Here is a 24,120-nt window from a genome sequence, read left to right on the forward strand (position 1 = left end):
CCGCCGAACACCAGGGCTGGGGAACGTTGCGCTATGGATACGACGAATGCGGCCAACTCGAAAAACTACGCCTTCCGGATAACAACCGCCTCACCTTTCACCACGACAAAGGCGGCGACCTCGCCACCGTCGAACTCAACGGTAACCTGCTCACCTCGCACCTGTTCAAATCCGGCCGCGAACACCAACGCCAGCAGGGCCAACTCCTCAGCCACTACCACTATGACGACCAGGGCCGCCTGCACGCCCACGCGATCACTCAACAGGAACAACGCCAGCAGCGCCGCCAATACGACTACGACAAACGCGGCAACCTCACCCGCATCCTCGACACTCGAAAAGGTCAGCACGACTACCACTACGACCCGCTCGACCGCCTGACTCGCGCCAACCACTCGCACGACCTGCAGGAACGCTTCGTCCACGACCCGGCGGGCAACCTGCTGATGCAAGACCGCGTCGGTCCGAGCGTCGTCAAAGGCAATCGCCTGTTGATGCAAGGTGACCGCCATTACGACTACGACGCCTTCGGCAACCTTCTGCGGGAACGCCGGGGTCGGGCGCAGCAGTTAGTTACCGAATACAGTTACGACTGTCAGCATCGCCTGATCAGCGTCACCCAGCCGGACGGTACCGAAGCCACATATCGCTACGACCCGTTTGGACGGCGTATCGCCAAAACCCTCAACGGTCAGACCACCGAGTTCTTCTGGCAAGGCGAAACATTAATCGCCGAACACAGCACTGATAACCACCAAAGCTATATCTACGAACCCAACAGCTTCCGTCCGTTAGTTCTGCTGAAGGGCTACGGCCCGGAAGACGTAAAACCCTTCCACTACCAACTCGACCACCTGGGCACCCCACAAGAACTCACCGCGCCGGACGGCGAAATTGTCTGGTCAGCGCACTACCGCGCCTACGGCCAAATCGCGAAGCTGGACGTCAACACCGTTACCAACCCGCTGCGCTTCCAGGGCCAGTACTTCGACCCGGAAAGCGGGCTGCACTACAACCGACATCGCTACTACAATCCGGATATTGGCCGCTACCTGACGCCCGATCCCGTGAAGCTCGCGGGTGGGCTGAACGGATATCAATACGTGCCCAACCCGACGGGGTGGGTGGATCCGTTGGGGTTGAATACCTGTCCGGGTGGGGATGGATGTAAGCCGACGCACCGCGCTGAAGATCCCACGAGCAAAGCCAAGGTAAACGAAGGCGACGTAGAGCCACCTAAAGGACTCGATAGTAAGCTCTCAAGAAATGGAGCGCTGAGAAGAGCTAAAGAGATTGGTGGTATTCCACGAAGCGCACAGCCTATAGCGGTTGAAAGGGATAAGATCCGTGATCAAGATAGATACATATCGGGCAGGATATATGTTTTCAGCCTTAAAAAAGGTCATGTCACTAAGATTTATGAACACTCCCTAGGTCATGTAGAGGGCAATCACGGTCCACACTTCAACACAAAAAACACGATTGGAGGAATAAAGGTGCCTTTGAGGATTGGCGATGACTCACATACATACTTCAAGAGAAAACCATGAAAACCGCATATATAAATGAAACTGGAGTAAAACCTTGGAACGGGGTAGAACAGATAGATGACTCTCAGTTTTCCACATTAACCTTAATTGACCATGACTTTCGCTGCGTTTGGGATTCCTGGTGCAACGTGGCGGAGTGCTTAGTAGAAGAATGGCCGATCAAGCGGGAATGGCGGTCGATAGGGTGGGGAGATTTTTACTCCAGGACCGAGGAATACCTACTAAAAAAGGAACTGGCTGGTCAGATAAAAAATGGAGATCTATTCGGAAAAAATGATAGAACCAACATATATTCGATAATAAAAAACATTCCAACCTTGCCCAGAGATATAACAAATTCCGCACTGGAAGGTTCAAGCGAAACAATTTTGATTATGCAAAAGTCAGTCACTTCAATAGAACAGCTTTGGACCGACATGACTATTTTCGAAAAAAAAGTGACTACCAAAAATATAAAAAATTTTCTTGAGATTCATCCACAAACCGTGCTTTGCAGGTTCTTTGATTCAGAAACACATGCCGCCGCTCAATTTATAAGCATGATTGATGTTCAAGAGAAACTAGTCAGCGCGATTCAAAAAAATGAGATCCGAGAAATCACCCAACGAGAGGTCTACAGTTATATTCACACATGAAGAATAGCCGAAAGCCAAACTTCCCACCAAACATCATGAATTGCGACGTACCTAAACGTTTGACTCAAAAAAGAGTCTCTACTCTTGACGCAGGATATTTTAACCAAATAAATCCGCCTCACTCTGTTTCTTTGCTGCGACTACTTGCCGTGACCAAAAAACAATACTACACACCAAAAGCGGAAACGGTTTTTGGAGGACGATAAATGGCGATCTCACTGAAAAAACCATCAGGCTTCACATCGAACAATCACAAAAAAACACAGGTGGTGGCGCTCAGCGAGCACGTTGAAGAGGATGCGACGTTGCTCATCGACGGCACCATATTGAATTGCTTCGTCAGCTTTTTCCCTTATGAGATCGAAGTAGGAAAAACCTATGATGCAGATCTGACAATAAATCTACCCGACGACTACGAAGTCATCAGGGTCGACACAGTCGATTGTCTGGTTGAAAAAACAGGCCATGGCTATGCTTATTTTCTGTCTGGAAGGCTTTGCAACGAGACTTTTCACACGTTTACGCCACTTGACGATCAAGACTTGCACTACGAGCATCCAGCATTAAACGAACAACTTATCAGATTGGAAGTAGAGAGAATTGACGTGAGCTTTCACTGACATTCCAACAAACAGATAAAAATACCGATTGCCTTACTTAAACCAACGCTCAAAAAAATTGAGCCATTGCGCATGTAACACAATGAAAATTTAAAACCGAGAAATTAAATATTTTAATATCTAGATCGGGCAAAAAAATGCTATCGACTTATTTGAGTACAGATTCGAAACAAAAAAATCCAGCTCTGGTGTAACAACAAAATTTTGCAGCCCGGACGGATCACCTAACCTATACCCTACGAACTACTTCCTAAGCCTTTGATTTCTGTGGGCCACCTGACGTCGTATCATCAGGCGGGCATGTAGTTTATACAACGCAGCCCTCACTCTACTGCGGCAAACGTTCCCCTCAACTCCACGCCACCACCAACAACCCCGCCCCCAACACCAAACACAGCGGCGAGTAAAAAAACGTATCCAGCCGCGCAAACCGCGACCCGCCGACCTTCTTGAAAAACCCTACCAGCTCCGAATCCCCAATCGCCCGGGCAAACATCACCAGTGCTACTGCACTAATCCCCCACTGCAACGCATGGTTGGACACCGGCTCGAAATACAGCCCGGCCCGCAAACACACCAGCACCGCAATCGCCACCAACCCCACACCCACCAGCAACGTTCCCAGTGCCGACGGCTTGAACGCCGGTCGCGGCCCGCTGGCGAATTCACCCGGCAGCTGCGGAATAGCCGCCGTCACACCCAATTTGCCGCCGGCCGCCCAGTACAAATGCACCAGGCTGATAAAGCCAAAAACCCCGACGATCCATCGCGCGACTAAAAAGCTCATGGCTGGATATCCTTGGAAAAGTCCGAGAGAGGATAGCCCTCTTGAGATTTTTTGCAGGCAATTCGTCGGCGGCTGATGGTAAAGTGCCGCCCCATGAAACTCGCCCGTACCGACCGCTCGCTCATTGCCTGGATGCTCTACTGCTGCGTCCTGTTCAATGTGTTCGCCTGCAGCATCGGCCACGGGCAAATGGTCGGGATGCAGCTCAACGGCATCGGCGGCCAGTTCTGTACGGTGGACCCGCGCACCCAGGCGCCGGCGCCTTACAAGTCCACCGATGAATCCCTGCCCACGCTCTCGAAAGCCTTCGGTTGCCCGCTGTGCTCCACCGGCGGCATGGGCCCGGCGCTCAACTCCAGCCTCAACGTGGCGGTGCTTCCGCAACCCCATGCGCCGCCGCCCGCCATCGTTGCCAGTGCCGACATCCCTGCCCGCTTCACCTGGCCTGCGGCTAATCCGCGCGCCCCGCCCGCCTTCGCCTGATACCTGCGCTTTTCTGATTGGCCCACGCGGCTGCCTCCCCCGGGAGTGCGGACAGCACTGGGTTGTTTTCAAGCCAAGTTTTTCAGGATTCAACCATGAAACATTTACCCCTTTTGGCGGGCCTGTTCGGCTGCCTGCCTGTCAGCACCTGGGCGATTGAGCTGGCACCGACCACCATTGATGGCGAGCAAACCGGTGATGCCGGCCTGGCCCTGGATCAGTCCAGTGGCATGGCCTCGCGCCTGGGGCTGAGCGTGCGGGAAACCCCGGCGTCCATCAGCATTGCCAACCGCAATGACATCGAGCGCCGAGGCGCCAAGACCTTCCAGGACGCGGCCAATACCCTGCCCGGGGTCAACGCCAGCGCGCCGCCGGGGTTTGGCGGTTTCATTTCCTATCGAGGGTTTACCAGCAGCCAGATTACCCAGATGTTCAATGGCGTCGCGGTGTCCGGCGGCCTGGCTCGCCCCGTGGATGCGTGGATTTATGACCGGGTCGAACTGGTGGGCGGGCCCTCCTCGCTGATCAACGGCGCCGGCTCCGTCGGTGGTTCGCTGAACTACGTGACCAAGCTGGCCACCCGTGAGGAACAGGCCGCCGAAGGTCAGCTCACCTATGGCAGCTACGACACTGCCGGAATGGCCTTCGGCCTGAACCACGCCCTGACCGAGCCGGGCGCCGAGGTCCAGCATTACGCGCGCCTGGACGTAAGCCGCAACACCAACCACACCTATATCGATCGCCAACAGCGCGATGCCTGGAGCGTGGCGTTTTCCCTGCTGAGTGACTTCACCCCGAACCTGTCCCACACCCTGGCCCTGGAATATCAGGACGAACACGAGGACAGCCCCTACTGGGGCACACCGGTGCTCAACCCGAAGTCGGGCGAGTTGAAGATCGACAAACACAACCGCTTCAACAACTACAACGTGGCCGACGGTCGTTATGAGCAACGCACGATCTGGGTGCGCTCGATCATCGACTACCGGATCAATGACAGCACCACGCTGAAAAATACCCTCTATCACCTCGACAGCCAGCGCGACTATCGCAACCTGGAAACCTACCAGTACAACGCTGATAACAGCGCAGTGAATCGCTCGACGGCCTATCAGGTACGGCACCAGGGTGAGCAGAACGGCAACCAGTTCGAGCTGCGCCATGACGACACGTTCTTCGGCTTGAGCACTACGTGGTCGGGCGGCTTCGAGTACAGGGTCAACAGCACCACCAACAATCCGTTGAATGTGGCAGGCAACAGTACGGTGGACCCGAACAACTATGATCCCGGGCATTTCTATGACATCCCGGGCACCAAGCCCGGTTTCGATCCGGACAAGACCAACGCCGTCACCACCAAGGCATTGTTCCTCGAGAACCGCCTGGGCCTGACTGACAAGCTGTCGTTGCTCACCGGCCTGCGCTACGACGCGATTGACCTGGAAGTCACCAACCACCGGGATATCACCGCCAGCAATCCGCGGCATGTCAAACGCAGTTGGGAGCCGGTGACCGGGCGGATTGGCCTGACGTATCAGTTCATCCCGCAAGCCAATGTCTACGTGCAATACAGCACCGCTGCCGAACAGCCGAGCAGCACCACCCAGGTGTTCGATGTGTCCACCGGCAAGCAATGGGAAGTGGGCAGCAAGTTCGATTACATGGACGGTCGCGGCTCCGCCACGGTGGCCGCCTACCGGATCGAGCGCAAGGACTTCGCCGTCACCGACCCGCTGGACCCGACCAATAGCATTCCGGTGGGCGCGCAGACGTCCAAGGGTATCGAGCTGGCCAGTTCGTTGCGGGTCACGCCCAAGCTATTGCTGGAGGGCAACTACGCCTGGGTCGATGCCGAATACGAGGACTTCAACGAGAAAACCGCCAGCGGTGCCGTGGTGTCGCGCAAGGGCAATACGCCGACCAATGTGCCCAGGCAGGTGGGTAATCTGTGGCTGACCTATGACTTTGCGGAGGATTGGCAAGGAGGTGTGGATGCGCGGTATGTGGCGTCGGTGTACGCCGATAACGCCAACACCCTGACGGTGCCGGCCTATACCTTGTTCGGGACGTTTTTGACTTACAAGGTGGATCAACACACCTCCGTGACGGGCCGGGTGCGCAACCTGACCAATGAGGTGTACGCCGAGTTTGCCCATGTGTCGCCGGCGTATTACCTGGGGTCGCCGAGGACGTTTGAGCTGGCGGTGCAGACGAAGTTCTAAAGCCCAGCAAGTTTCAAGGCAAGAATGAGGTCAGTGTGGGAGCGGGCTTGCTCGCGAAAGCGGTGAGTCAGTCAATACAAATGTTGGCTGAAAAACCGCTTTCGCGAGCAAGCCCGCTCCCACATTTTTGATCGCAATCGGGCTGTTATATCGGTGTTACTTCAGGCTGGCTTCGACCTTCTGCGCCACATCCTCAGTCAGCCACGCCTTCCAGACTTCCGGATGATCCTTGAGAAATGCCTGGGCGACCTCTCGCGGCTGGCTGTGCTTCTCGCTCATTTCGGCCAGCGCCTTGTTCAGCGGCTCGATCGGAAAGTCGACCTTGGCAAAGAACTCGGCGATCTGCGGATGCTCCTTCTGGAACGGCGTGGACACTCCGATGCTCAGCTTGGAGGCCAGGGAACGTGTAGGTTTCGGGTCAGGATTGTCTGCATCGGTCAGCGTTTTCCACGCCTCGGAATCAAATGGCGGCTCTTCCAGCTGGATCAGCTTGTAGCGCCCCATCAACGGTGTAGGCGACCAGTAGTAGAACAGAACCGGCTTGCCCCGGCGGATCGAGGAAGCAATCTCGGCATCCAGCGCAGCACCCGAACCACTGCGGAAATTCACATAGCTGTCGTCAAGCCCGTAGGCCTTGAGCTTTTGCTTGTTGACCACTTCCGAGGTCCAGCCAATCGGGCTGTTGAGGAAACGGCCCTTGCTCGGTGCTTCCGGGTCCTTGAACACGTCCTTGTAGCGCGCCAGATCCTTCACGCTGCGCAGGTCCGGCGCGAGGGGCTTGATGCCTTTGGCCGGGTCGCCCTTGACCACGTACTCCGGCACCCACCAGCCTTCAGTGGCGCCCTTGACGATATCCCCAAGGCCCACCACTTTGCCTTCGGCCTCGGCCTTGACCCACACCGGGCTGCGGCCGGCCCACTCTTCGCCGATCACCTGGATGTCGTTTTTCGCCAGGGCGGTTTCCAGGGTGATGGTGGTGCCGGGCAAGGTGTCGGTGGGCAAGTCATAGCCCTTTTCGACAATCACCCGCAGCACCTCGGTGATCAGGCTGCCGCTTTCCCAGTTCAGGTCGGCAAAATGAATCGGCGCCTGGGCCGCTGATACCGGCAGCGACGCCACCGACAGACTCAGGGTCGTCAGTGAGGCTGCCAACAGTGCTCGAATTCCTTTCATGCTTTGCACCTCATGCCTTACAGCAATCGCGAATGGCTTTGCTGTAACACCGCGAAGCCTCTGAATACTTAAGTCAACTCAACTGTAGTAGAGGTTCCGGGGAACATGGCAGGTTGCCGGTTTTTACGCAGGATTGTTCAGCCGCTGCAACTCGCGGCGCACCATGCTGGCGAATTCGGCGGGCTTGAGTTCATACAGTTGGCCGGCGACCCAGCTCAACCAGGCGCCCTGCAACTCGGCCTTGCGGTCAAACAATTGAGCCGCCGTGGCTTGGGCATCGAGCAGGTGCTGCTCGTGGAACTGTGCCCTACCCTGGCTCATTACTCGCTGGCCTTGAAGGTCACGAGTTCACCCTTGCGCCATTTGGCGGCCTTGCCGGTGACGGCCTTCAGGGTCTTGGTCAGGCCTTCTACCAACTGCTCATTGGCGGCAAACACCAGCATCACGCTGTGGCCTTCCTTGAACACAATGCCCTGGCCTTCGGCCGAGGACACAAAGGCGTAATCGCCCAGGCCATACACCGTCAACTTGATATCGCGAAACTTCAGTTCGAACTTGCCGCCTTCGCGGCTGGGCAACACAGCGGCCCGGAAATGATCACCGACCTTGAGTTCCAGGCGCGGTTTGTCGTCTACCACCAGCGCAGCTTCAGTATCGATCTCGGCGATATAGATACCTTCAGGTGTCTGCTCAGTGACGTAGACGAAACGGGATTGAAACTGCTTGACCAACTTTGCGCGCAAATCACCCAGCACGAATAACGCGTGCATATCCAGATTACTGACTGCCAAGGAAACGCCCCCACATCAAAAGGGTGCTGTCCGCCCAAGCGGGCAGCACAAAAAAACGGCCGGAAACGGCACGATCACACAACAAATCCACTGATAAAAACTGAAGAAGATCACGCTGCCAGGCCATGAGACTAGTACAGGCGTGCCCGACGCACCTTACGCAGGTCGCCAGGCGTTGCAGGAAATCACAAGTTTAACGACCAGAGAATACTGGCCGACCCACTTCAGACAATAACCCTTTAAAAAATGCAGTTTCCGACATCCAACACAGAAACTAATGCTTTGGATGGAACCGGACGCCGGACACTGACGACAATACTAAAACAGCAACACAGGTCAAAACCACTCGAAATACTGCAAGCGGGTACGCAATGTCGATCGACAGGAGCTGATTATGCAACGACCTCAACCGATTGCCACACCTTCGAACACAGGTTCATCTTTTATCGATGACGGGGAATTCTACTCCCTATACACCCACGACAGTTGCCTGCATTCGGCGCTCTATCGGGTAGTCCCCGCCGGGAGAAACTTTTTCCATATCCTTGAAGTGCCCAGTGGGCGGATCAAAGGTTTTCGCAGCGGCCATAGCCAGGCCTGCGAACTGGCCCGACAGCTGGAAGCCATCCTGCAAGCGCCACACGGCTGAGGCGCGGCTAGCGTTTCGTCATCTGGTTGACTTTACTGCGCCGCCAGCGCGTAACAACTGCCATACTGGTCCGTCCATTGAGATTTGTGCCCTTGCGGTTCAGGTTTCATCAGCGCAATTACCTCCAAGGGAAGGCTATACGTGACGGAATTTGATATTGGCGAATTTTTCATCCATGGCGAAGCCAGGGAAGTAGACGGTGAGTTCCAGGCCGTGATTGTGATGCGGGCCAAGGCTCCCCTGACCACCGTGACGACTCACCAGGTAGAAAAGGACCGCTGGTTCAAAACCGTAGACGCTGCCAACACGGCTGCCAAGGAAGCCGCAAAAGCCCTTAAGGCCGCCGTTGATTCCGGCGCGCTGACCTCCTGATTACCCGGCGCGACAATCCGATCGAACTCTGTCCCGCAACAACCCTCCCATGCATACGATGATCAGCCCGCATGGAGAACGATATGGAAGCGCAGACCTACACCCTCGAAGACCTGTTTGAACAACTTGGAGAAGATTCGTCACCCGAAGGGATTGACGATTTTATCGGCAAACACACCCTGCCCAATGACGTAAAGCTGATTGACGCGGATTTCTGGTCACCGCAACAAGCCCAATTCCTTAAGGATGAACTGCGTGAAGACGCAGTCTGGGCGATCGCGGTCGACGAACTGAACCAGCGCCTGCACCAGCAACCCTGAGCCTTCAATGCAGGCTGTCTGACTGCTCCAGGTGCAACAGCGCCTCCCAGGCAGCCCTGCACTCTTCAGCCTCATCGCGGCTGGCGAACGCCGTGCCGCGCTGCTCGCCATTGAGCAACACTACCCAACAGGCCTTTTGCCCCTGCGCACGCAGGGTGGGCGGTACGCCACTGCCAATCATCACAGCCACATCGACTTTGGTTTGCATGGAGCGCCTCCGGAAAATTAGTTAGCTGGCTAACAATGTTCGCCATGCTACGGTTTTCTTCCAGTTGGAAAAAGCTATCCCCGGAATAGCTCCCTTGCATTACCTGCAACAATCGCCCTCGTGGGTCAGCGGCCCTCAGGCCTGTAGCCCAGGCGCAAGCCACCCCAATGCCGGCCATTGACCGTGATCGGCACGGACAAGTCGTGCATCAACTCCCCGGTATCGCGGGTGTAGGTCTGCAACAACACCGCCTGCTGGTGGCTGCCGCAGCGGATTCCCGTGCGGTCTTCAAACTTGCGCTTGGTACGATTTTGTAACGCGTCCACTTGGGCATCGCCGGTCAACGCTTGGGAGAACACCTTGTTGTGGGTTGGCACATAACCCTGTGGCGTGCAGGCGATGGCGAATACCAGGCCCTCATGCCGGGGCAACAGAGCTTCCTGGATGGCCGGCAGCACCTGGTCGGTGTAGCCGTCAAAACGCGTGTGGTACTTGCTTGGCCGCGTGTTGGGAATGGCGGTATAGCTGCGGTCGAACAGGTCATCGAGGCTGATGCGGTTTTGCAGGACGTCGGCTTCAAACTGCGCGGCAATGCGGCTCGCGCCTTCGCGTGCCAGGTCATAGATGCGCTGGTGGTAGTCATCCAGGCCGACCTCGGCGAGGCGTTCACTGATGGTTTCGGCCTGGCCTTCCATTTGTACGGCGGCGGCGGCCAACTGTTGGGTCTGCTGGTCGCTGACGGTCAAATCGCTGCGCATCTGCTCCACCGCATGGAACAAGCTATCGAGTTGGGCGCGGTTGGTGTCGGTGCCCTGGGCGATTTCATTGACCTGGCCTTCCACATCCGCCGCCAGGCTGGCGATGCTGTCCAGTTGCTCGCCGGCGTGCTCCACCTGCTCTACACCGGATTGCAGATCCGCCGACAATTGCCGGATCTGCTCCACCACCTGGGCGGTACGCTGCTGGATATCCGCCACCATCACCCCGACTTCATCGGTCGCCGTGGCGGTTCGCCCAGCCAGGCCACGCACCTCGTCGGCGACCACCGCAAACCCGCGACCATGCTCACCGGCCCGCGCGGCTTCAATCGCCGCGTTCAAGGCCAGCAGGTTGGTCTGGCTGGCGATCGACTGGATCACCAGGGTGACGCGCTGGATTTCTTCGCTGCGCTGGCTCAAGGCCTCGATCAATTGACGGCTGTCGTTGGCGCGCTGGCTGAGCTGGTGCATACGGGTGATGGATTGCGCCAGCACCTCGCGCCCTTCGGTACTGCGCTGATGGGCCTGGCTGGCCGCGCCGAGGGCCTGGCGGCTCAGTTGCGAGGTGACCTGCTCGGTGCCGATCATCACTTCGGCACTGCTGACGATCTGCTTCGCCGCGCCCAATTGAGATTGCAGCCTGGCCGCCAGTTGCTTGACCGAATAGGCCACGCCGGCAGCAGACAGTGCGTTATGGCTGGTGGTGTAGGACAGGTCGCGGGTCAGCTCGCCGATTGCATCGGTGGCTTCGGACGCGGCAACGCTGGGGGTGCGATGTGTCAGGCGAGGTAGCCAGATCAGCAGCAGGGCCACCGGCAGGCACAGGTAAATCGAGAGTTGGGCGAACGCCAGGCCCAGCAGCAACAGCACCAGGGCGGTACTTTGCAGGAGCGGTGTAAACCAGCCGGGCAACTGTCGCGCCACCACGGGTGGTGACACTGCTGCGCCCATGAGAGATCCGTCTCCAGCCATGTTCGTTACCCCGCTGCTTGTCGTTATTGTGACTGCATTAGACGCCACTATGTGGCCATTATCCATGGGCCTTTAGTGGGGGGCTTGCAGCAGATCAATAGACAGCGGTAATACGGGCGAAATCTATGTAGGAGCGAGCTTGCTCGCGAAGAACCTGAGAGCACCGTTGGGTATCAGGTTTCCCGCGTTATCGTGAACGACCTTCGCGAGCAAGCTCGCTCCTACACGGGGGGCATCAGGCTTGACGCTGGTGCTTGTCGATTTGCTCGTGGCGTTCTTGCGCTTCGATGCAGTACTTGGTGGTCGGGCTGATCAGCAGGCGCTTGAGGCCGATAGGCTCGCCGCTGTCATCGCACCAGCCGAAGGAGTCTTCCTTGATACGGCCCAGGGCCTGCTCAAGTTGCGGCAGCATGCGCTGGTCGCGGTCGATGGCGTTCACCAGCCAGGTGCGCTCTTCTTCGACAGAAGCAGCGTCGGCCGGGTCTGCCGGGGTGTCCAGGCTTTCAATGGCGATGCGGTTCTGCTCGATGCGCTCGTGGTGTTCCACTTTCATGTCCTGCAACAACTTCTCGAAAAAAGCGTGCTGCTCGGCATTCATGTAGTCATCCGCCGGCATGGCCAGCAACTTTTCCTTTGTCATTGATTTCTCTATAAAAAATACGTGCATTAAGGCGAATAAGGGAGCGTTCCGGCCGACCTCTGCAGGTCTCGGAAAGGCGCCGTCCATTTCAAGCGCCACCCGGCACTCAATTTACGAGGGGCGGCAGTCTAAGGCCGACTTGAGGGCTCAGCAACTGAAATGACAGGCATTTTTTCCAAGATAACCCGCAAAGGCACCAGGACGGGCTCGGCGAATGGTCATCGGAGTGCGTTTATAGCAAGAAATTCAGTGTTGTGGAGCTATATAGAAGACAAACGGTTAAATGTGGGAGCGGGCTTGCTCGCGAAGGCAGTGTGTCAGTCACTGAATGTTTAACTGATACACCGTCTTCGCGGGCAAGCCCGCTCCCACATTTTGACCGATGCGGCCTTGAGGACCGTATCAGCGCTTGAGTTTGCGCTTGTTGCGATATTGGTCGATCACCACCGCCACCACGATGATCAGGCCCTTGATGATGTCCTGGATGTAGGCATCCACGCCGACGAAGGTAAACCCGCTGGCCATCACCCCGAGGATCAGCGCGCCGATCACGGTGCCGGTGATGCGCCCTACTCCGCCCGCCAGGCTGGTGCCGCCGATCACCGCGGCGGCAATCGCGTCCAGCTCATAGGACATGCCCATCCCCGCCTGCCCGGTGGCTGCCCGTGCCGACGCCACTACACCGGCCAGGCCTGCCAGCAGGCCGGCGATGCTGTAGACGATGATCAGGTGGCGCTTGACGTTGATGCCCGAGGTGCGCGCCGCCTGCATGTTGCCGCCGATGGCGTAGGTGTACTTGCCGTACTTGGTGTAGCGCAGGGCGATATGGAAGATCACCGCCACCACCAGGAAGATCACCACCGGCATCGCGCCGTGGCCGATGGCCGTGTAGGAGTCCGAGAGCATGCTCACCGGCTGGCCTTCGGTGTAGTAACGCGCCAGGCCACGGGCCGAGACCATCATGCCGAGGGTCGCAATAAACGGTGGAATCCCGGTGACCGCAATGATACTGCCGTTGATCGCCCCCGCCAGCAGCCCCACGCCCAGGCCCATCGCCACCGGTATCCACACCGGCAGGTCAGTCAATGACGGAAACACCGCACGGGAAAAGTCGGAAGTCTGCGCCAGGCTGGCGGCGATCATCGCCGACAACGCCAGCACCGAGCCCGAGGACAAATCGATACCGGTGGTGATGATCACCTGGGTCACGCCAATCGCCAGCAGGCCGATGATCGACACTTGCAGGATCATCAATACAAGGCGCTGGGAGTTCATCAGGAAGCTCTGGTCGCGCACGATCCAGCCGAACAACTCAAACACCAGGCCGATGCCAATCAGCACCAGCAGGATGCTCAGCTCGGTGGGCATGCGTCGACGGTGCTTGACCGGCGCCGCAGCGGGCTTCTTTTCCTCGGGTTTGCTTTCCAGTATCGCGTTCATAACCACTCACCTTTTTTATCGCGTTGCGCCGGCCACAACGGGCCGGCGCCGTCTGTTCGTTAGTGGACCGCCGTCATACCGGAAGCCAGTTGCATGACTTTTTCCTGGGTCGCATCCGCGCGGTCCAGGGTGCCCATCAGGTCGCCTTCGTGCATCACCATCACCCGGTCGCTCATGCCCAGCACCTCGGGCAGCTCCGAGGAAATCATGATCACCGCCATGCCTTCGCTGGCCAGGTAGGAAATCAGCCGGTAGATCTCGGCCTTGGCGCCCACGTCGATACCGCGGGTGGGTTCGTCGAGGATCAGCAGCCGTGGGTTGGTCATCAGCCAGCGGGCCAACAGGGCTTTTTGCTGGTTGCCACCGGACAAGGTGTCGATGCACTGCTCCAGCGACGGGGTTTTCACCCGCAGCTTGGTGCACATGTCTTCGCACAGGGCACGCAGGGCTTTTTGCTGGATAAAGCCATTGCCGGAGTAATGCGGCAGCACAGCCATCTCCATGTTTTCCAGCACCGACAGGCAGGGGAACAGGCCGCTGAGCTTGCGGTCTTCGGTCAGCAGCGCGAAGCCCTTCTCGATGGCCATGTGCGGGTCGGTGATGCGCACGGTCTTGCCGTCCAACTGGATCTCGCCGCCGGAGCTTGGGGTGATGCCGAAAATGGTTTCGGCCACATTGGTCCGCCCGGAGCCCATCAGCCCGGCGATACCGAGAATTTCCCCGGCATGCAGGTCGAACGACACGCCCTGGAATACCCCATCCAGGCGCAGGTCGCGCACCGACAGCAGCAGATTGCCGATGGGCTTGTCGCGCACCGGGAACAGCTGGCTCAGCTCACGCCCCACCATCATCGAGATCAGGCTGTCGCTGTCCATGCTGTCGGCCCGCTGCAGGCCGATATAGGCGCCATCGCGGAACACCGCCACTTCATCGGCGATGGCGAATACTTCGTTCATTTTATGGGTGATGTAGATGATGCCTTTGCCCTGGGACTTGAGGTCGGCAATGATCGAAAACAGGTGGGCCACTTCCTTGTCGGTAATGGCGGAGGTCGGTTCATCCATGATCAGGATGTCGGAGTCATAGGACACCGCCTTGGCAATCTCGACCATCTGCCGCTCGGCAATGCTCAGGTTACCGACGTGTTCCTCCGGGTCGAGATTGATCCGCAGCCGCGCCAGCAGTTCGGCGGTGCAGCGGTGCATTTCCCGGTGGTTGACCATGTGCAGGCCGTTGAGCTGTTCGCGACCGATCCAGATGTTCTCGGCGATGCTCATGTGCGGCATCAGGTTGAGTTCCTGGTGGATCATCGCGATCCCGGCCTTCTGCGCTGCCAGCGGTGTTTCGAATTTGATCGGCTTGCCACGCAAGCGGATTTCACCGGCGTCCGGCTGATAGATGCCGGCGATGATCTTCATCAGTGTCGACTTGCCCGCACCGTTCTCGCCCATCAGCGCCAGCACCGAGCCGGGGCGCACCCGCAGCTGCACATCGGCCAGGGCCACGACGCCGGGAAAGCCTTTGCTGATGTTGGAGATCTCCAGCAGATAGGGTTCTTCCAGTACCAAGGGCTGGATACCGGGAGGCTGGGAAGCAGTCGCTTGAGCAAACATATCGGGTACTCCGTCAGCAGGGCCGCCGTGGCTGCCCTGCCGGTTTATTGTTGTTATTTAGGGCTACTTGAAGTCTTTGACGTTGTCCGGGGTGATCAGCTTGAACGGGATCACCACGTTCTGCTCGACCGGTTCGTGCCTGGCCATCTTGCGCGCCGCTTCCACCGAACCCACGGCCTGGCCATTGGCGTCCTGGAACGCCGACGCGGCCATGTCGCCCTTGGTAATCGCGTTCAAACCGTCCGGTGTGCCATCCACCCCGGCGATCAACACGGTGCCCGGCTTGGTGCCCGCCGACTTCAACGCCATGGACGCACCGATGGCCATCTCGTCGTTGTTGGCCAGCACCGCGTTGAATTCACGGCCTTGGGTCAGCCAGTCGTTGACCAGGGTCATGCCCTTGTCACGCAGCCAGATGCCGGTCTGTTCCTGCTCGATGGTGATGCCTGGGTATTTGGCCAGGACTTCCTTCACCCCCTTGGTGCGGTTGGTGGTGGAGTTGTTCGCCAGGTCACCCAGCAGGATCACGATCTTGCCCTTGCCGCCGAGCTTTTCGGCGATGTACTGCATTTGCAGGCGGCCCGCCTCGACATCATCGGAGGTCACCGCCACCACGCCCTTGGGTAATTCTTTCTGGTCGGGACGCCGGTTGACGAACACCAGCGGAATCCCCGCCTTGGTAGCTTCGGTGATAATGTTCTTGGTCGATGCGGTATCGACCGGATTGACGATGATGGCATCGACTTTCTGGCTGATAAAGCTCTCGACCTGGCTCAGTTGCTTGACCACGTCGGCGCGGGCGTCTTCGAACTGCAGCTGCACGCCGTCACCCTTGGGGTAGGACTTGGCTTGCTTGTCCATGTCTTCACGCAGGTAAGTCAGGAAGGTGTCATCGAACGCCGACATGCTCACGCCCACCTTGATATCGGCCGCCGTGGCGAAACCACTGGCGAGCATCATGGACAGGGCCAGCGCGGTAAAACGGATCGGGGTCTTCATGAACGGTCTGTCTCCAATTTCTTGTTGGTTTTGTGGACGTTGCGTTTTTCAGAGCGAAGCGGTCGGCAGTCGAACGATCGGCGCCCCCGGAATGCAGCACACCAGGGAACCCTTGCTTTCGACGCACAGGACATTCAGGAGGGAAAAGTAAAACGGCCGGGCGCGGGGCAGACCGCGTGGCTGGAGGGCAGGACGTAAAACTCGCAGTACAGCGTTGAAGATTTTCATCTGACGGTACCTGGTTGTTTTGATCTTGTTTTTGTCGAGTCGCCCGAATCGAGTCCGAACGTACTTTATGCAACCTGGAATGACTTTATTGGAAAATAATTTCCATATCAACCTGTTTTAGAATTTTATTCTATTTTTCATCCATGAGGCTCCATAGCCGCCATTTCCACTACCTGCTGGCGCTCTGAACTCAGGCGCGCGGCGTCCAGTACGCGGGTGGTTGCCAGCGCATCCAGGACGTTCACCGGCAACTCGCCGTGGCCTTCCACCGCGCTTTGCAGCTGACTGTAGAACTGATTCCAACGGCCCTTTTCCGACGGCACCCGCTCACGATCCGGCCCCTGCTCGAACCAGCCCCAGCGTCGATGTTCTTCAGCGCCCCAGTGCTCGCCTTCGGTTTTCGGGGTCTTGCCGGCCAGCAGCGCCTCTTCCTGGCCGTCCAGCCCTTCGATGGTGTAGCAACCGGCCGTGCCATTCACCCGAAACCGCGGGGCCTGGCTGTTTTGCAGGGCGCTGCCCCACAGGTGTGAAATCACCCCGTTGGCGTGGGTCAGCGATACAAAGAAGCCGTGGTCAACGTTCGGCTCATCGGCGGTGTAGTGCAACTGCGCGAACACCCGGTCCACCGGGCCGAACAGTTGCATGGCCTGGTCCACCAGATGGCTGCCCAGGTCCCGCAGGAAGCCGCCGCCGCTGGCATTGCCCACCGAGCCCGGGTTGTAGCGCTCCACCCGGGATTCAAAGCGGGTGACGGAGCCCAGGGCTCCGGCGTCGATCAGCTTGCGCACGGTGAGGAAGTCCGAATCCCAGCGCCGGTTCTGGTAGACGCTGAGCAGCACGCCCTGGCGCTCGGCGGCGGTGATCAAGGCCTGGGCCTGTTCGGCATTGCTGGCAAAGGGTTTGTCGCTGACCACCGCCACACCGTGCTCAATGGCCTCCAGCACCAGGGCCGGACGGCCCTTGAGGGTGGTGGAGATCACCAGCACGTCGACACCGGCCTCGGTGATCTGCCCGATACTGTCGAAGGCCTTCACTCCGGGGTGATCCGTCGCCAGTTGCTGGCGACGTTCGCTTGACCGTGTCACCACGCCGACAAAGGTCGCCCCCGGCAGGCTGGCTATCAGGGGTGCATGAAATACACGGCCGCCTTTGCCGTATCCAACCAGTCCGATTCGCATACAAATACTCCTTGGTTAATTGTGGCGAGGGAGCTTGCTCCCGCTCGACTGCGTAGCAGTCGCAAGCTTTTGGGGGCGCTTCGCACCCCAGCGGGAGCAAGCTCCCTCGCCACAGGGCAAGCCACAACGGTCTAACAGCACAACTCGCGGGTCACCCGCTCCAGCATCATCCGGTTGGACTCATCCGGCCGGTCTTCCCAGGCAAACACCGACACTGTGGCAATGCCGTCGAACTTGATTTCCCGCAGAGTGCCGAAAAACGCCTCCCAGTTGACCTCGCCCTGGCCGATGTCCAGGTGCTGGTGCACGGTGGCGGTGACGCCCGGCGGGTTGACGATGTAGCGCAGGTTGGACGACGCCCGGTGGTTGTAAGTGTCGGCAATGATCAAGTGGCTGAGCTTGGAGCCTGCGTACTTGAGCATCGAGGCGATATCGCCCTTGCCGTCGTCATAGAAGAAGGTGTGCGGCGCGGCGTAGAGGTAGTTGATCCAGTCGCGGTCGAGGCCGCGAATGATGTCCACCGACTCGTTGTTGCGCTCGCAGAAGTCGTACGGATGCGCCTGGATATCCAGCTTGATGCCTTCGCGCTCGAACTCCGGCATCAGCTCGTCCATGGAGCGCATGAACTGGTTTTCGCACACCAACGGGTTGTCGGACTGGCCGGTGAATTCGGTGTTGACCAGCTCGCAGTCCATTTCCACGGCGATCTGGATCGCGCGCTTCCAGTTGCGCACGGCGGCAACCCGCAGGCCTTCGTCGGCGGCGGCCCAGTGGTACATGGGCAGCAGGGATGAGAGTTGCACGCCGGCGTCGCTCAGGGCCTTGCGAAACTCCTTGATGCGCGCGCGGTCGACCCGGGGGGCCTTGTAGAACGGCAGGAAGTCTTCCCGGGGCGAGAGTTCGATGTGCTGGTAGCCGAGCTCGGCGGCCTTGTCGACCATTTGGCCGAGGGGCAGGTGGCGGTACATGTAGGGGTCTAATGCGATGCGCATGCTTGAGATCTCCCGAATTTGAGGTAGGAACTCGGTCAAATGTGGGAGCGGGCTTGCTCGCGAATGCGGTGGGTCAGTCGATGCAAATGTTGACTGAAAGGCCGCATTCGCGAGCAAGCCCGCTCCCACACTGACTGCGTTACATCAGTGAGGATTGTGGTTAGCCGTAGAAATGCGGACGGGGTGGCAGGCCCACTTTCACAATCTGCCCACTGTTCTGCGCCTCAATACACGCATCCGCCGCCACCGCCGCTGCAAAACCATCCCACGCCGACGGCCCCCCCACTTGCCCTGCCCTCACACCGTCGATAAACGCCTGCAGCTCAACGTCATACGCCGCGATGAACCGGTCTTTCCAATCCATCAGGATCGCATTCGACAACTTGGCCCCGCTGCGCATCTGCACCTGGGACGGCTCCGGCAATTTCGCAATACCGGTCTCCCCCACCACTTCGCACTGGATGTCGTAGCCGTACTGGCAGTTCACAAACACTTCCACATCGATGCGCGTACCCTTGGCGGTTTCCAGCAGCACGATCTGCGGGTCACGCAGATGGGCCAGCGCCTTGCTCGATTTACGCGGGAACACCACCTGCACCGACACGTAGTCATCGGCCAGCAACCAGCGCAACACATCCAGCTCGTGGATCAGGGTGTCGGTGATCGCCATGTCGGTCTTGTAGTTCTCACCCACCCTCGGATTGCGGTGGGCACAGTGCAGCATCAGCGGCTCGCCGATCTGGCCGCTGTCGATCACGGCTTTCAAGGCGCGATAGCCTTGGTCATACGGACGCATGAAACCCACCTGCACCAGGCGCTTGCCGTGGGCCACTTCGGCCTCGACGATCTTGCGGCAGCCTTCGGCAGTCACCGCCAAGGGTTTTTCGCAGAACACGGGTTTGCCGGCCGCAATCGCCGCCAACACAAATTCTTCGTGGCTCGGGCCCCATGAGGTCACCAGGATCGCCTCGACCTGCGGCGAATTGATCAGCGCGTGGCCGTCCGGGTACACCTCGGCGGTGAGTTTCAGGTCAGCGACGACCTTGGCCGCCTGCTCAAGGTTGATGTCGGTCACGGCCACCACCTGGCTGTTGAGCAAGGTCTGGCTGCAGCGACGAATGTGATCCTGGCCGATGGCGCCAGTACCGATAACACCCAACTTCAAAGACATGAAAACACTCCTCTTGTTATTAGTACTGCCGGGCCTTGGCCAGGCGTTCATTGAGTTGTTTGGCCACCGCATCGGTGCGCGCGCTGGTGGACACCTGCGCCACACCGACGCGCCACCACGACAGGTATTTGTGGATCATGGTTTTCGGCAGGACCTTGATATCAATCAGCGTCGACACGGTTTGCGTGTGCGCATCGGCCAGCGCCGCCTGCAACTGCTCCACGGTGTTGACCTTGTAGGTCTTGCAACCATAGGCCGCCGCACTCATGGCGAAGTCCACCGGCACAAAACCGCCGTCGAGCTTGCCGGTCTCGGGGTTGCGGAAGCGGAACTCGGTGCCGAAGCTGTCCATGCCGTGTTCCATCTGCAAATTGTTGATGCAGCCGAAGGTCATGTTGTCCAGCAGCACCACGTTGATCTTGCGCCGCTCCTGGATCGAGGTGGCCAGCTCCGAGTGCAGCATCATGTACGAGCCGTCGCCCACCAGTGCGTACACCTCGCGCTCGGGCTCGGCCAGCTTCACGCCCAATGCGGCGTTGACCTCGTAGCCCATGCACGAATAACCGTATTCGACGTGGTAGGTGTTGACGCCCTTGCTGCGCCAGCTGCGCTGCAAGTCACCCGGCAGGCTGCCGGCAGCGGCGACGATGATCGCGTCGTCGGCCAGGGCTTCGTTGAGCACACCGAGTACGCGGCTTTGGGTCAGACAGGAACCGGTCAGCTCGATAAACTCACGCAGCACCGCCGGGTCCATGTGGTCGTTGATTTCAGGGACGAAGTTTTCAGTCTGGTATTCCGCCTGGTAGATGCGGTCGACTTCGACGTCCAATTGCGCCTTGGCATCCCGTGGCTGATCCCCCCAGCTGGAACGGTAGTCGCCCAAGGCTTCAGCCAGTGCTTCCAGGCCAACCTTGGCATCCGCCAGCAACTGCACGCCATCGAGTTTCAGTGCGTCGCACGGGCTGATATTCAGGTTGAGAAACTGCACCTCAGGATGCTTGAACAGTGACTTCGACGACGTGGTGAAATCGGTATAGCGCGTGCCGATACCAATGATCAGATCTGCCTCGGGTGCCAGCAGGTTCGCCGCCAGGCAGCCGGTTTCACCAAGACCGCCGAGGTTCAGCGGATGACTGGACACCACCGCACTCTTGCCCGCCTGGGTTTCCGCGAACGGAATGTCGAAGCGCTCGGCAAAGGCTTGCAGTGCGGCATTCGCGCCGGAGTATTTGACCCCGCCACCACACACGATCAACGGTTTGCGCTTGCCCTTGAACGCCGCCACGGCATCCCCCAGCATCGCTTCGGTCGCCGGGCGACGGTCGATACGGTGCACGCGTTTTTGCAGGAAGTAATCCGGGTAATCCCAGGCTTCGCCCTGCACGTCCTGCGGCAGGGCCAGGGTCACGGCGCCGGTTTCCGCCGGGTCGGTGAGCACGCGCATGGCGTGGATCGCCGCCGTCATCAGCTGTTCCGGGCGGTTGATGCGGTCCCAGTATTTGCTGACCGCACGAAACGCGTCGTTGGTGCTGATGCTCAAGTCGTGGAACTGTTCGATTTGTTGCAGTACCGGATCGGGCTGGCGACTGGCGTAGACATCACCGGGCAACAGCAGCAACGGAATCCGGTTGGCGGTCGCGGTCGCCGCGGCGGTCAACATATTCGCCGCACCCGGCCCCACCGAGGAGGAGCACGCGTAGATCTTGCGGCGCAAGTGCTGCTTGGCAAAACCAATCGCCGCGTGGGCCATACCCTGTTCGTTGCGGCCCTGATGCACCACCAGGTCGCCGCTGTCCTGCTCCAGGGCCTGGCCCAGGCCCAGCACATTGCCGTGGCCAAAAATCGTGAAGATGCCCGCGACAAATTTGCTCTGCACACCGTCGACTTCGATGTACTGGTTATCCAGAAACTTCACCAGGGCCTGGGCCATGGTCAATCGGGTTGTGGTCATGAGGTGCCCCTTATCGTTTCTGCAGGTGGGCGATACTCGCCCCCAACGCCTGCTTGATATCTGCCAGGCCGTGCACGCTTTCGGCGAACGGTTCGAATGACAGGTGGCCGCTGTAGCCGGTGCTGAGCAGCGTGTCGATCTGCGCGGCATTGCCGAGGATGTCAGCCTCGCCCACCAGCACGCGGTGGCCGTCGCGGATCGAGTTCAGCGGTGCGTCGGCATCTTCCACGCCGGAGATATGCACCAGCCCGGTCAGCTCGGGGAAGAACTCATGTTCACTGGCCAGGTGGTGGTGGAAGGTGTCATGCACCACGCGGAACACATCCAGGCCGCCGACAGACTTGATCGCATCCACGGCCACGCGTTTGCGGCGCAGCGAGCATTCTTCAAACCCCAGGGGTTCGACAAAACCGAGAATCCCGTATTCCCGCAGGATCGGCGCCAGTTCACTCAAGGCGGTGCGCAAACCGGCCGAGCGCTGGGCTTCGTTGCGCGAGTCGGCGCGGTCGTTCAACGGGCACATCACCAACGCCTGCGCGCCGCATTCGCGGGCATAGGCCGCCAGCTTGATGGCCTGGCCGCGGCGTTCGTCATCCCACACATCGAAGGGGTACAGCGCGTTGATCGACAGCACCGTGATGCCATGCACCGCGCACAATTCGCGCACGCGGCTGGCAGGGGTGCCGTCTTCAATCTCGATGCCCTTGAGGTCGTTGCGGATCTCGATGGCGTCGCATTTCAGGGTCACCGCCAGCTGGATAAAATCGGGCAGGGAAAGGCTGGGGGCGACCATGCGGTTCAGGGCAAAACGTAGAGGCGACTTCATTATTGTTGTGCTCCACACTCGAAAACGTTACTTGGCAGTTGGCATGCTGAATTCAGGGCCCTTGGCGATGCTGTCGGGCCAGCGTTGCATGACGCTCTTGTAGCGGCTGTAGAAACGAATGCCTTCTTCGCCATAGGCGTGGTGGTCGCCGAACAGCGAGCGCTTCCAGCCACCGAACGAATGCCAGGCCATCGGCACCGGAATCGGCACGTTGATGCCGACCATCCCGACCTTGATGGTGCGGGCAAAGGCACGGGCAATGCCGCCGTCGCTGGTAAAGCACGACACGCCGTTGCCGAACTCATGGGCGTTGATCAAGGCCACGGCACTGGCAAAATCCGCCACCCGCACGATGCCCAGCACCGGCCCGAAAATCTCTTGCTGGTAGATGCTCATTTCGGTGGTGACGTTATCGAACAAGGTCGCACCGACGAAGAAACCACCCTCCGCGCCCGGCACCTTGAAGCCACGACCGTCGACGATCAGCTTCGCGCCCTGGGCCACGCCCTGGTCGATAAACCCTTCGACCTTGGCCTTGTGTTCGGCGGTAACCAGCGGGCCCATCTCGCTGTCTTTTTGCATACCGTTGCCGACCTTCAACTGGTCGATACGCGGCAGCAGTTTTTCGATCAGCCTGTCGCCGACATCGCCCACCACCACCGCAATCGAGATCGCCATGCAGCGCTCGCCGGCCGAGCCGTACGCTGCGCCGATCAAGGCGTCAGCCGCCTGATCCAGGTCGGCGTCGGGCATCACGATCATATGGTTCTTCGCCCCGCCCAATGCCTGCACACGCTTGCCGCGCTGGGTGGCCTGCTGGTGGATGTACTCGGCAATCGGCGTGGAGCCAACAAACGAAATCGCCTCGATGTCCGGGTGCTGCAACAGGCCGTCTACCGCGCTCTTGTCACCCTGCACCACGTTGAACACACCGTCGGGCAGCCCGGCTTCGGTCAGCAGGCGGGCCATCAGCAAACTGGCGGATGGGTCGCGCTCCGACGGCTTGAGGATGAAGCAGTTACCGGTGGCCAGCGCCAGCGGGATCATCCACAGCGGCACCATCACCGGGAAGTTGAACGGGGTAATGCCGGCGCACACGCCCAGTGGCTGACGCAGGTTCCAGTTGTCGATGCCGCCGCCGATGTTGTCGCTGAAATCGGTTTTCAACAGGTTTGGCGCACCGCAGGCGAACTCGACGATCTCGATACCACGGGTGACTTCGCCCTTGGCGTCGGAGAACACTTTGCCGTGTTCGCGGCTGATGATTTCAGCCAGCTCATCGTGGTGCCGGTCGAGCAATTCCTTGAATTTGAACAGCACCCGCGAACGGCGCAGGGACGATTGCTCGGACCACGCCGGGAAGGCTTTCAGCGCCGACGCCACGGCCTCATCGACGGTCTTCTGGCTGGCCAGTCCGACGCGGGCCTGGACTTCGCCGGTGGCCGGGTTGAACACATTGCTGAAACGCTCACTGGCGCTGTCGTGCACCTGGCCGTTGATGTAATGGCCGATTACCGGGGCGTTGCTCATTATTGTTCTCCG

At 59.1% G+C, this 24,120-nt stretch carries 24 protein-coding genes and 1 pseudogene; 8 read left to right on the forward strand and 17 right to left on the reverse strand.

Annotated elements, in window-relative coordinates; genetic code table 11:
- The 3 genes from HX818_RS02170 to HX818_RS02180 all read left to right on the forward strand — a co-directional run.
- On the forward strand, nt 1-1,550 hold a 1,550-nt coding region (locus tag HX818_RS02170), incomplete at its 5' end, for an RHS repeat domain-containing protein (RefSeq protein WP_177019402.1).
- The gene (locus HX818_RS02175; RefSeq protein ID WP_177019403.1) at nt 1,547-2,185 is read left to right on the forward strand and encodes a hypothetical protein; all 639 of its coding nucleotides are present in this window, start codon (nt 1,547-1,549) and stop codon (nt 2,183-2,185) included. The genes HX818_RS02170 and HX818_RS02175, both read left to right, overlap by 4 nt.
- Before the next feature lie 206 nt (nt 2,186-2,391).
- Entirely contained in the window at nt 2,392-2,805 is a 414-nt protein-coding gene (locus tag HX818_RS02180) for a hypothetical protein (protein WP_177019404.1), read from the forward strand.
- 349 nt (nt 2,806-3,154) lie between these two features.
- Here the strand turns inward: HX818_RS02180 and HX818_RS02185 are convergent, their stop codons facing one another.
- A complete protein-coding gene (locus HX818_RS02185; RefSeq protein ID WP_003214721.1) occupies nt 3,155-3,592 on the reverse strand; it encodes a DUF3995 domain-containing protein in 438 nt (145 codons plus the stop codon).
- Nucleotides 3,593-3,685: 93 nt separating this feature from the next.
- Between HX818_RS02185 and HX818_RS02190 the strand changes: the two genes are divergently transcribed.
- Together HX818_RS02190 and HX818_RS02195 are read left to right on the forward strand one after the other, a co-directional pair.
- The gene (locus tag HX818_RS02190) at nt 3,686-4,075 is read left to right on the forward strand and encodes a DUF2946 domain-containing protein (RefSeq protein ID WP_003214719.1); all 390 of its coding nucleotides are present in this window, start codon (nt 3,686-3,688) and stop codon (nt 4,073-4,075) included.
- A 95-nt stretch (nt 4,076-4,170) separates the two neighbouring features.
- Entirely contained in the window at nt 4,171-6,297 is a 2,127-nt protein-coding gene (locus tag HX818_RS02195) for a TonB-dependent siderophore receptor (protein ID WP_003214718.1), read from the forward strand.
- Nucleotides 6,298-6,453: 156 nt separating this feature from the next.
- Here the strand turns inward: HX818_RS02195 and HX818_RS02200 are convergent, their stop codons facing one another.
- The 3 genes from HX818_RS02200 to HX818_RS02210 all read right to left on the reverse strand — a co-directional run bounded on the left by HX818_RS02200 (nt 6,454) and on the right by HX818_RS02210 (nt 8,240).
- The gene (locus tag HX818_RS02200) at nt 6,454-7,470 is read right to left on the reverse strand and encodes an ABC transporter substrate-binding protein (protein WP_177019405.1); all 1,017 of its coding nucleotides are present in this window, start codon (nt 7,468-7,470) and stop codon (nt 6,454-6,456) included.
- 123 nt (nt 7,471-7,593) lie between these two features.
- Nucleotides 7,594-7,791: a hypothetical protein gene (locus HX818_RS02205; protein WP_003214716.1), complete on the reverse strand. Its 198-nt coding sequence runs from the start codon at nt 7,789-7,791 to the stop codon at nt 7,594-7,596.
- The gene (locus HX818_RS02210; protein WP_003214715.1) at nt 7,791-8,240 is read right to left on the reverse strand and encodes a hypothetical protein; all 450 of its coding nucleotides are present in this window, start codon (nt 8,238-8,240) and stop codon (nt 7,791-7,793) included. The genes HX818_RS02205 and HX818_RS02210 overlap by 1 nt, the downstream gene beginning before the upstream one ends.
- 415 nt (nt 8,241-8,655) lie before the next feature.
- Between HX818_RS02210 and HX818_RS02215 the strand changes: the two genes are divergently transcribed.
- From HX818_RS02215 to HX818_RS02225, 3 genes are all read left to right on the forward strand, one after another.
- Nucleotides 8,656-8,910 (forward strand): hypothetical protein, encoded by a 255-nt coding sequence (locus HX818_RS02215; RefSeq protein ID WP_177008200.1) that lies wholly within the window; start codon nt 8,656-8,658, stop codon nt 8,908-8,910.
- A gap of 141 nt (nt 8,911-9,051) precedes the next feature.
- Entirely contained in the window at nt 9,052-9,282 is a 231-nt protein-coding gene (locus HX818_RS02220) for a hypothetical protein (RefSeq protein ID WP_003214713.1), read from the forward strand.
- A gap of 83 nt (nt 9,283-9,365) precedes the next feature.
- Nucleotides 9,366-9,602 (forward strand): DUF2789 domain-containing protein, encoded by a 237-nt coding sequence (locus HX818_RS02225; protein ID WP_003214711.1) that lies wholly within the window; start codon nt 9,366-9,368, stop codon nt 9,600-9,602.
- A gap of 4 nt (nt 9,603-9,606) precedes the next feature.
- Here HX818_RS02225 and HX818_RS02230 read toward each other — a convergent pair whose 3' ends face one another.
- The 13 genes and pseudogenes from HX818_RS02230 to HX818_RS02285 form a co-directional block, all read right to left on the reverse strand.
- Entirely contained in the window at nt 9,607-9,810 is a 204-nt protein-coding gene (locus tag HX818_RS02230; RefSeq protein WP_177019406.1) for a hypothetical protein, read from the reverse strand.
- 125 nt (nt 9,811-9,935) lie between these two features.
- Nucleotides 9,936-11,606, reverse strand: a complete 1,671-nt coding sequence (locus HX818_RS02235; protein WP_371315686.1) for a methyl-accepting chemotaxis protein — start codon at nt 11,604-11,606, stop codon at nt 9,936-9,938.
- Nucleotides 11,607-11,666: 60 nt separating this feature from the next.
- A pseudogene (locus HX818_RS31120) lies at nt 11,667-11,753 on the reverse strand (outer membrane lipoprotein carrier protein LolA); the annotation flags it as partial.
- Between the two features lie 22 nt (nt 11,754-11,775).
- Entirely contained in the window at nt 11,776-12,180 is a 405-nt protein-coding gene (locus tag HX818_RS02240) for a TraR/DksA C4-type zinc finger protein (protein ID WP_003214706.1), read from the reverse strand.
- 402 nt (nt 12,181-12,582) lie between these two features.
- A complete protein-coding gene (locus HX818_RS02245) occupies nt 12,583-13,620 on the reverse strand; it encodes an ABC transporter permease (RefSeq protein WP_003214704.1) in 1,038 nt (345 codons plus the stop codon).
- A 59-nt stretch (nt 13,621-13,679) separates the two neighbouring features.
- Nucleotides 13,680-15,233: a sugar ABC transporter ATP-binding protein gene (locus HX818_RS02250; protein WP_008437161.1), complete on the reverse strand. Its 1,554-nt coding sequence runs from the start codon at nt 15,231-15,233 to the stop codon at nt 13,680-13,682.
- Nucleotides 15,234-15,296: 63 nt separating this feature from the next.
- On the reverse strand, nt 15,297-16,232 hold the full coding sequence (locus tag HX818_RS02255; protein WP_017479903.1) for a sugar ABC transporter substrate-binding protein: 936 nt from the start codon (nt 16,230-16,232) through the stop codon (nt 15,297-15,299).
- Between the two features lie 365 nt (nt 16,233-16,597).
- Nucleotides 16,598-17,638, reverse strand: coding sequence for a Gfo/Idh/MocA family oxidoreductase (locus HX818_RS02260; RefSeq protein WP_177019408.1), 1,041 nt, complete (start codon nt 17,636-17,638; stop codon nt 16,598-16,600).
- Between the two features lie 131 nt (nt 17,639-17,769).
- Nucleotides 17,770-18,630 carry a sugar phosphate isomerase/epimerase family protein gene (locus HX818_RS02265; RefSeq protein WP_003214697.1) on the reverse strand — a complete coding sequence of 287 codons (861 nt, stop codon included), beginning with the start codon at nt 18,628-18,630 and terminating at the stop codon, nt 17,770-17,772.
- Nucleotides 18,631-18,790: 160 nt separating this feature from the next.
- Nucleotides 18,791-19,801, reverse strand: a complete 1,011-nt coding sequence (locus HX818_RS02270) for a Gfo/Idh/MocA family protein (RefSeq protein WP_008437157.1) — start codon at nt 19,799-19,801, stop codon at nt 18,791-18,793.
- Between the two features lie 19 nt (nt 19,802-19,820).
- Nucleotides 19,821-21,752 carry a 3D-(3,5/4)-trihydroxycyclohexane-1,2-dione acylhydrolase (decyclizing) gene (gene iolD, locus HX818_RS02275; RefSeq protein WP_177019409.1) on the reverse strand — a complete coding sequence of 644 codons (1,932 nt, stop codon included), beginning with the start codon at nt 21,750-21,752 and terminating at the stop codon, nt 19,821-19,823.
- 10 nt (nt 21,753-21,762) lie between these two features.
- A complete protein-coding gene (locus HX818_RS02280) occupies nt 21,763-22,578 on the reverse strand; it encodes a TIM barrel protein (protein WP_177019410.1) in 816 nt (271 codons plus the stop codon).
- Between the two features lie 27 nt (nt 22,579-22,605).
- Nucleotides 22,606-24,108 carry a CoA-acylating methylmalonate-semialdehyde dehydrogenase gene (locus HX818_RS02285; RefSeq protein WP_003214689.1) on the reverse strand — a complete coding sequence of 501 codons (1,503 nt, stop codon included), beginning with the start codon at nt 24,106-24,108 and terminating at the stop codon, nt 22,606-22,608.
- Nucleotides 24,109-24,120: the final 12 nt, after the last annotated feature.

The organism is Pseudomonas sp. F9001, assembly GCF_013385435.1.
Classification (GTDB): Bacteria; Pseudomonadota; Gammaproteobacteria; order Pseudomonadales; family Pseudomonadaceae; genus Aquipseudomonas.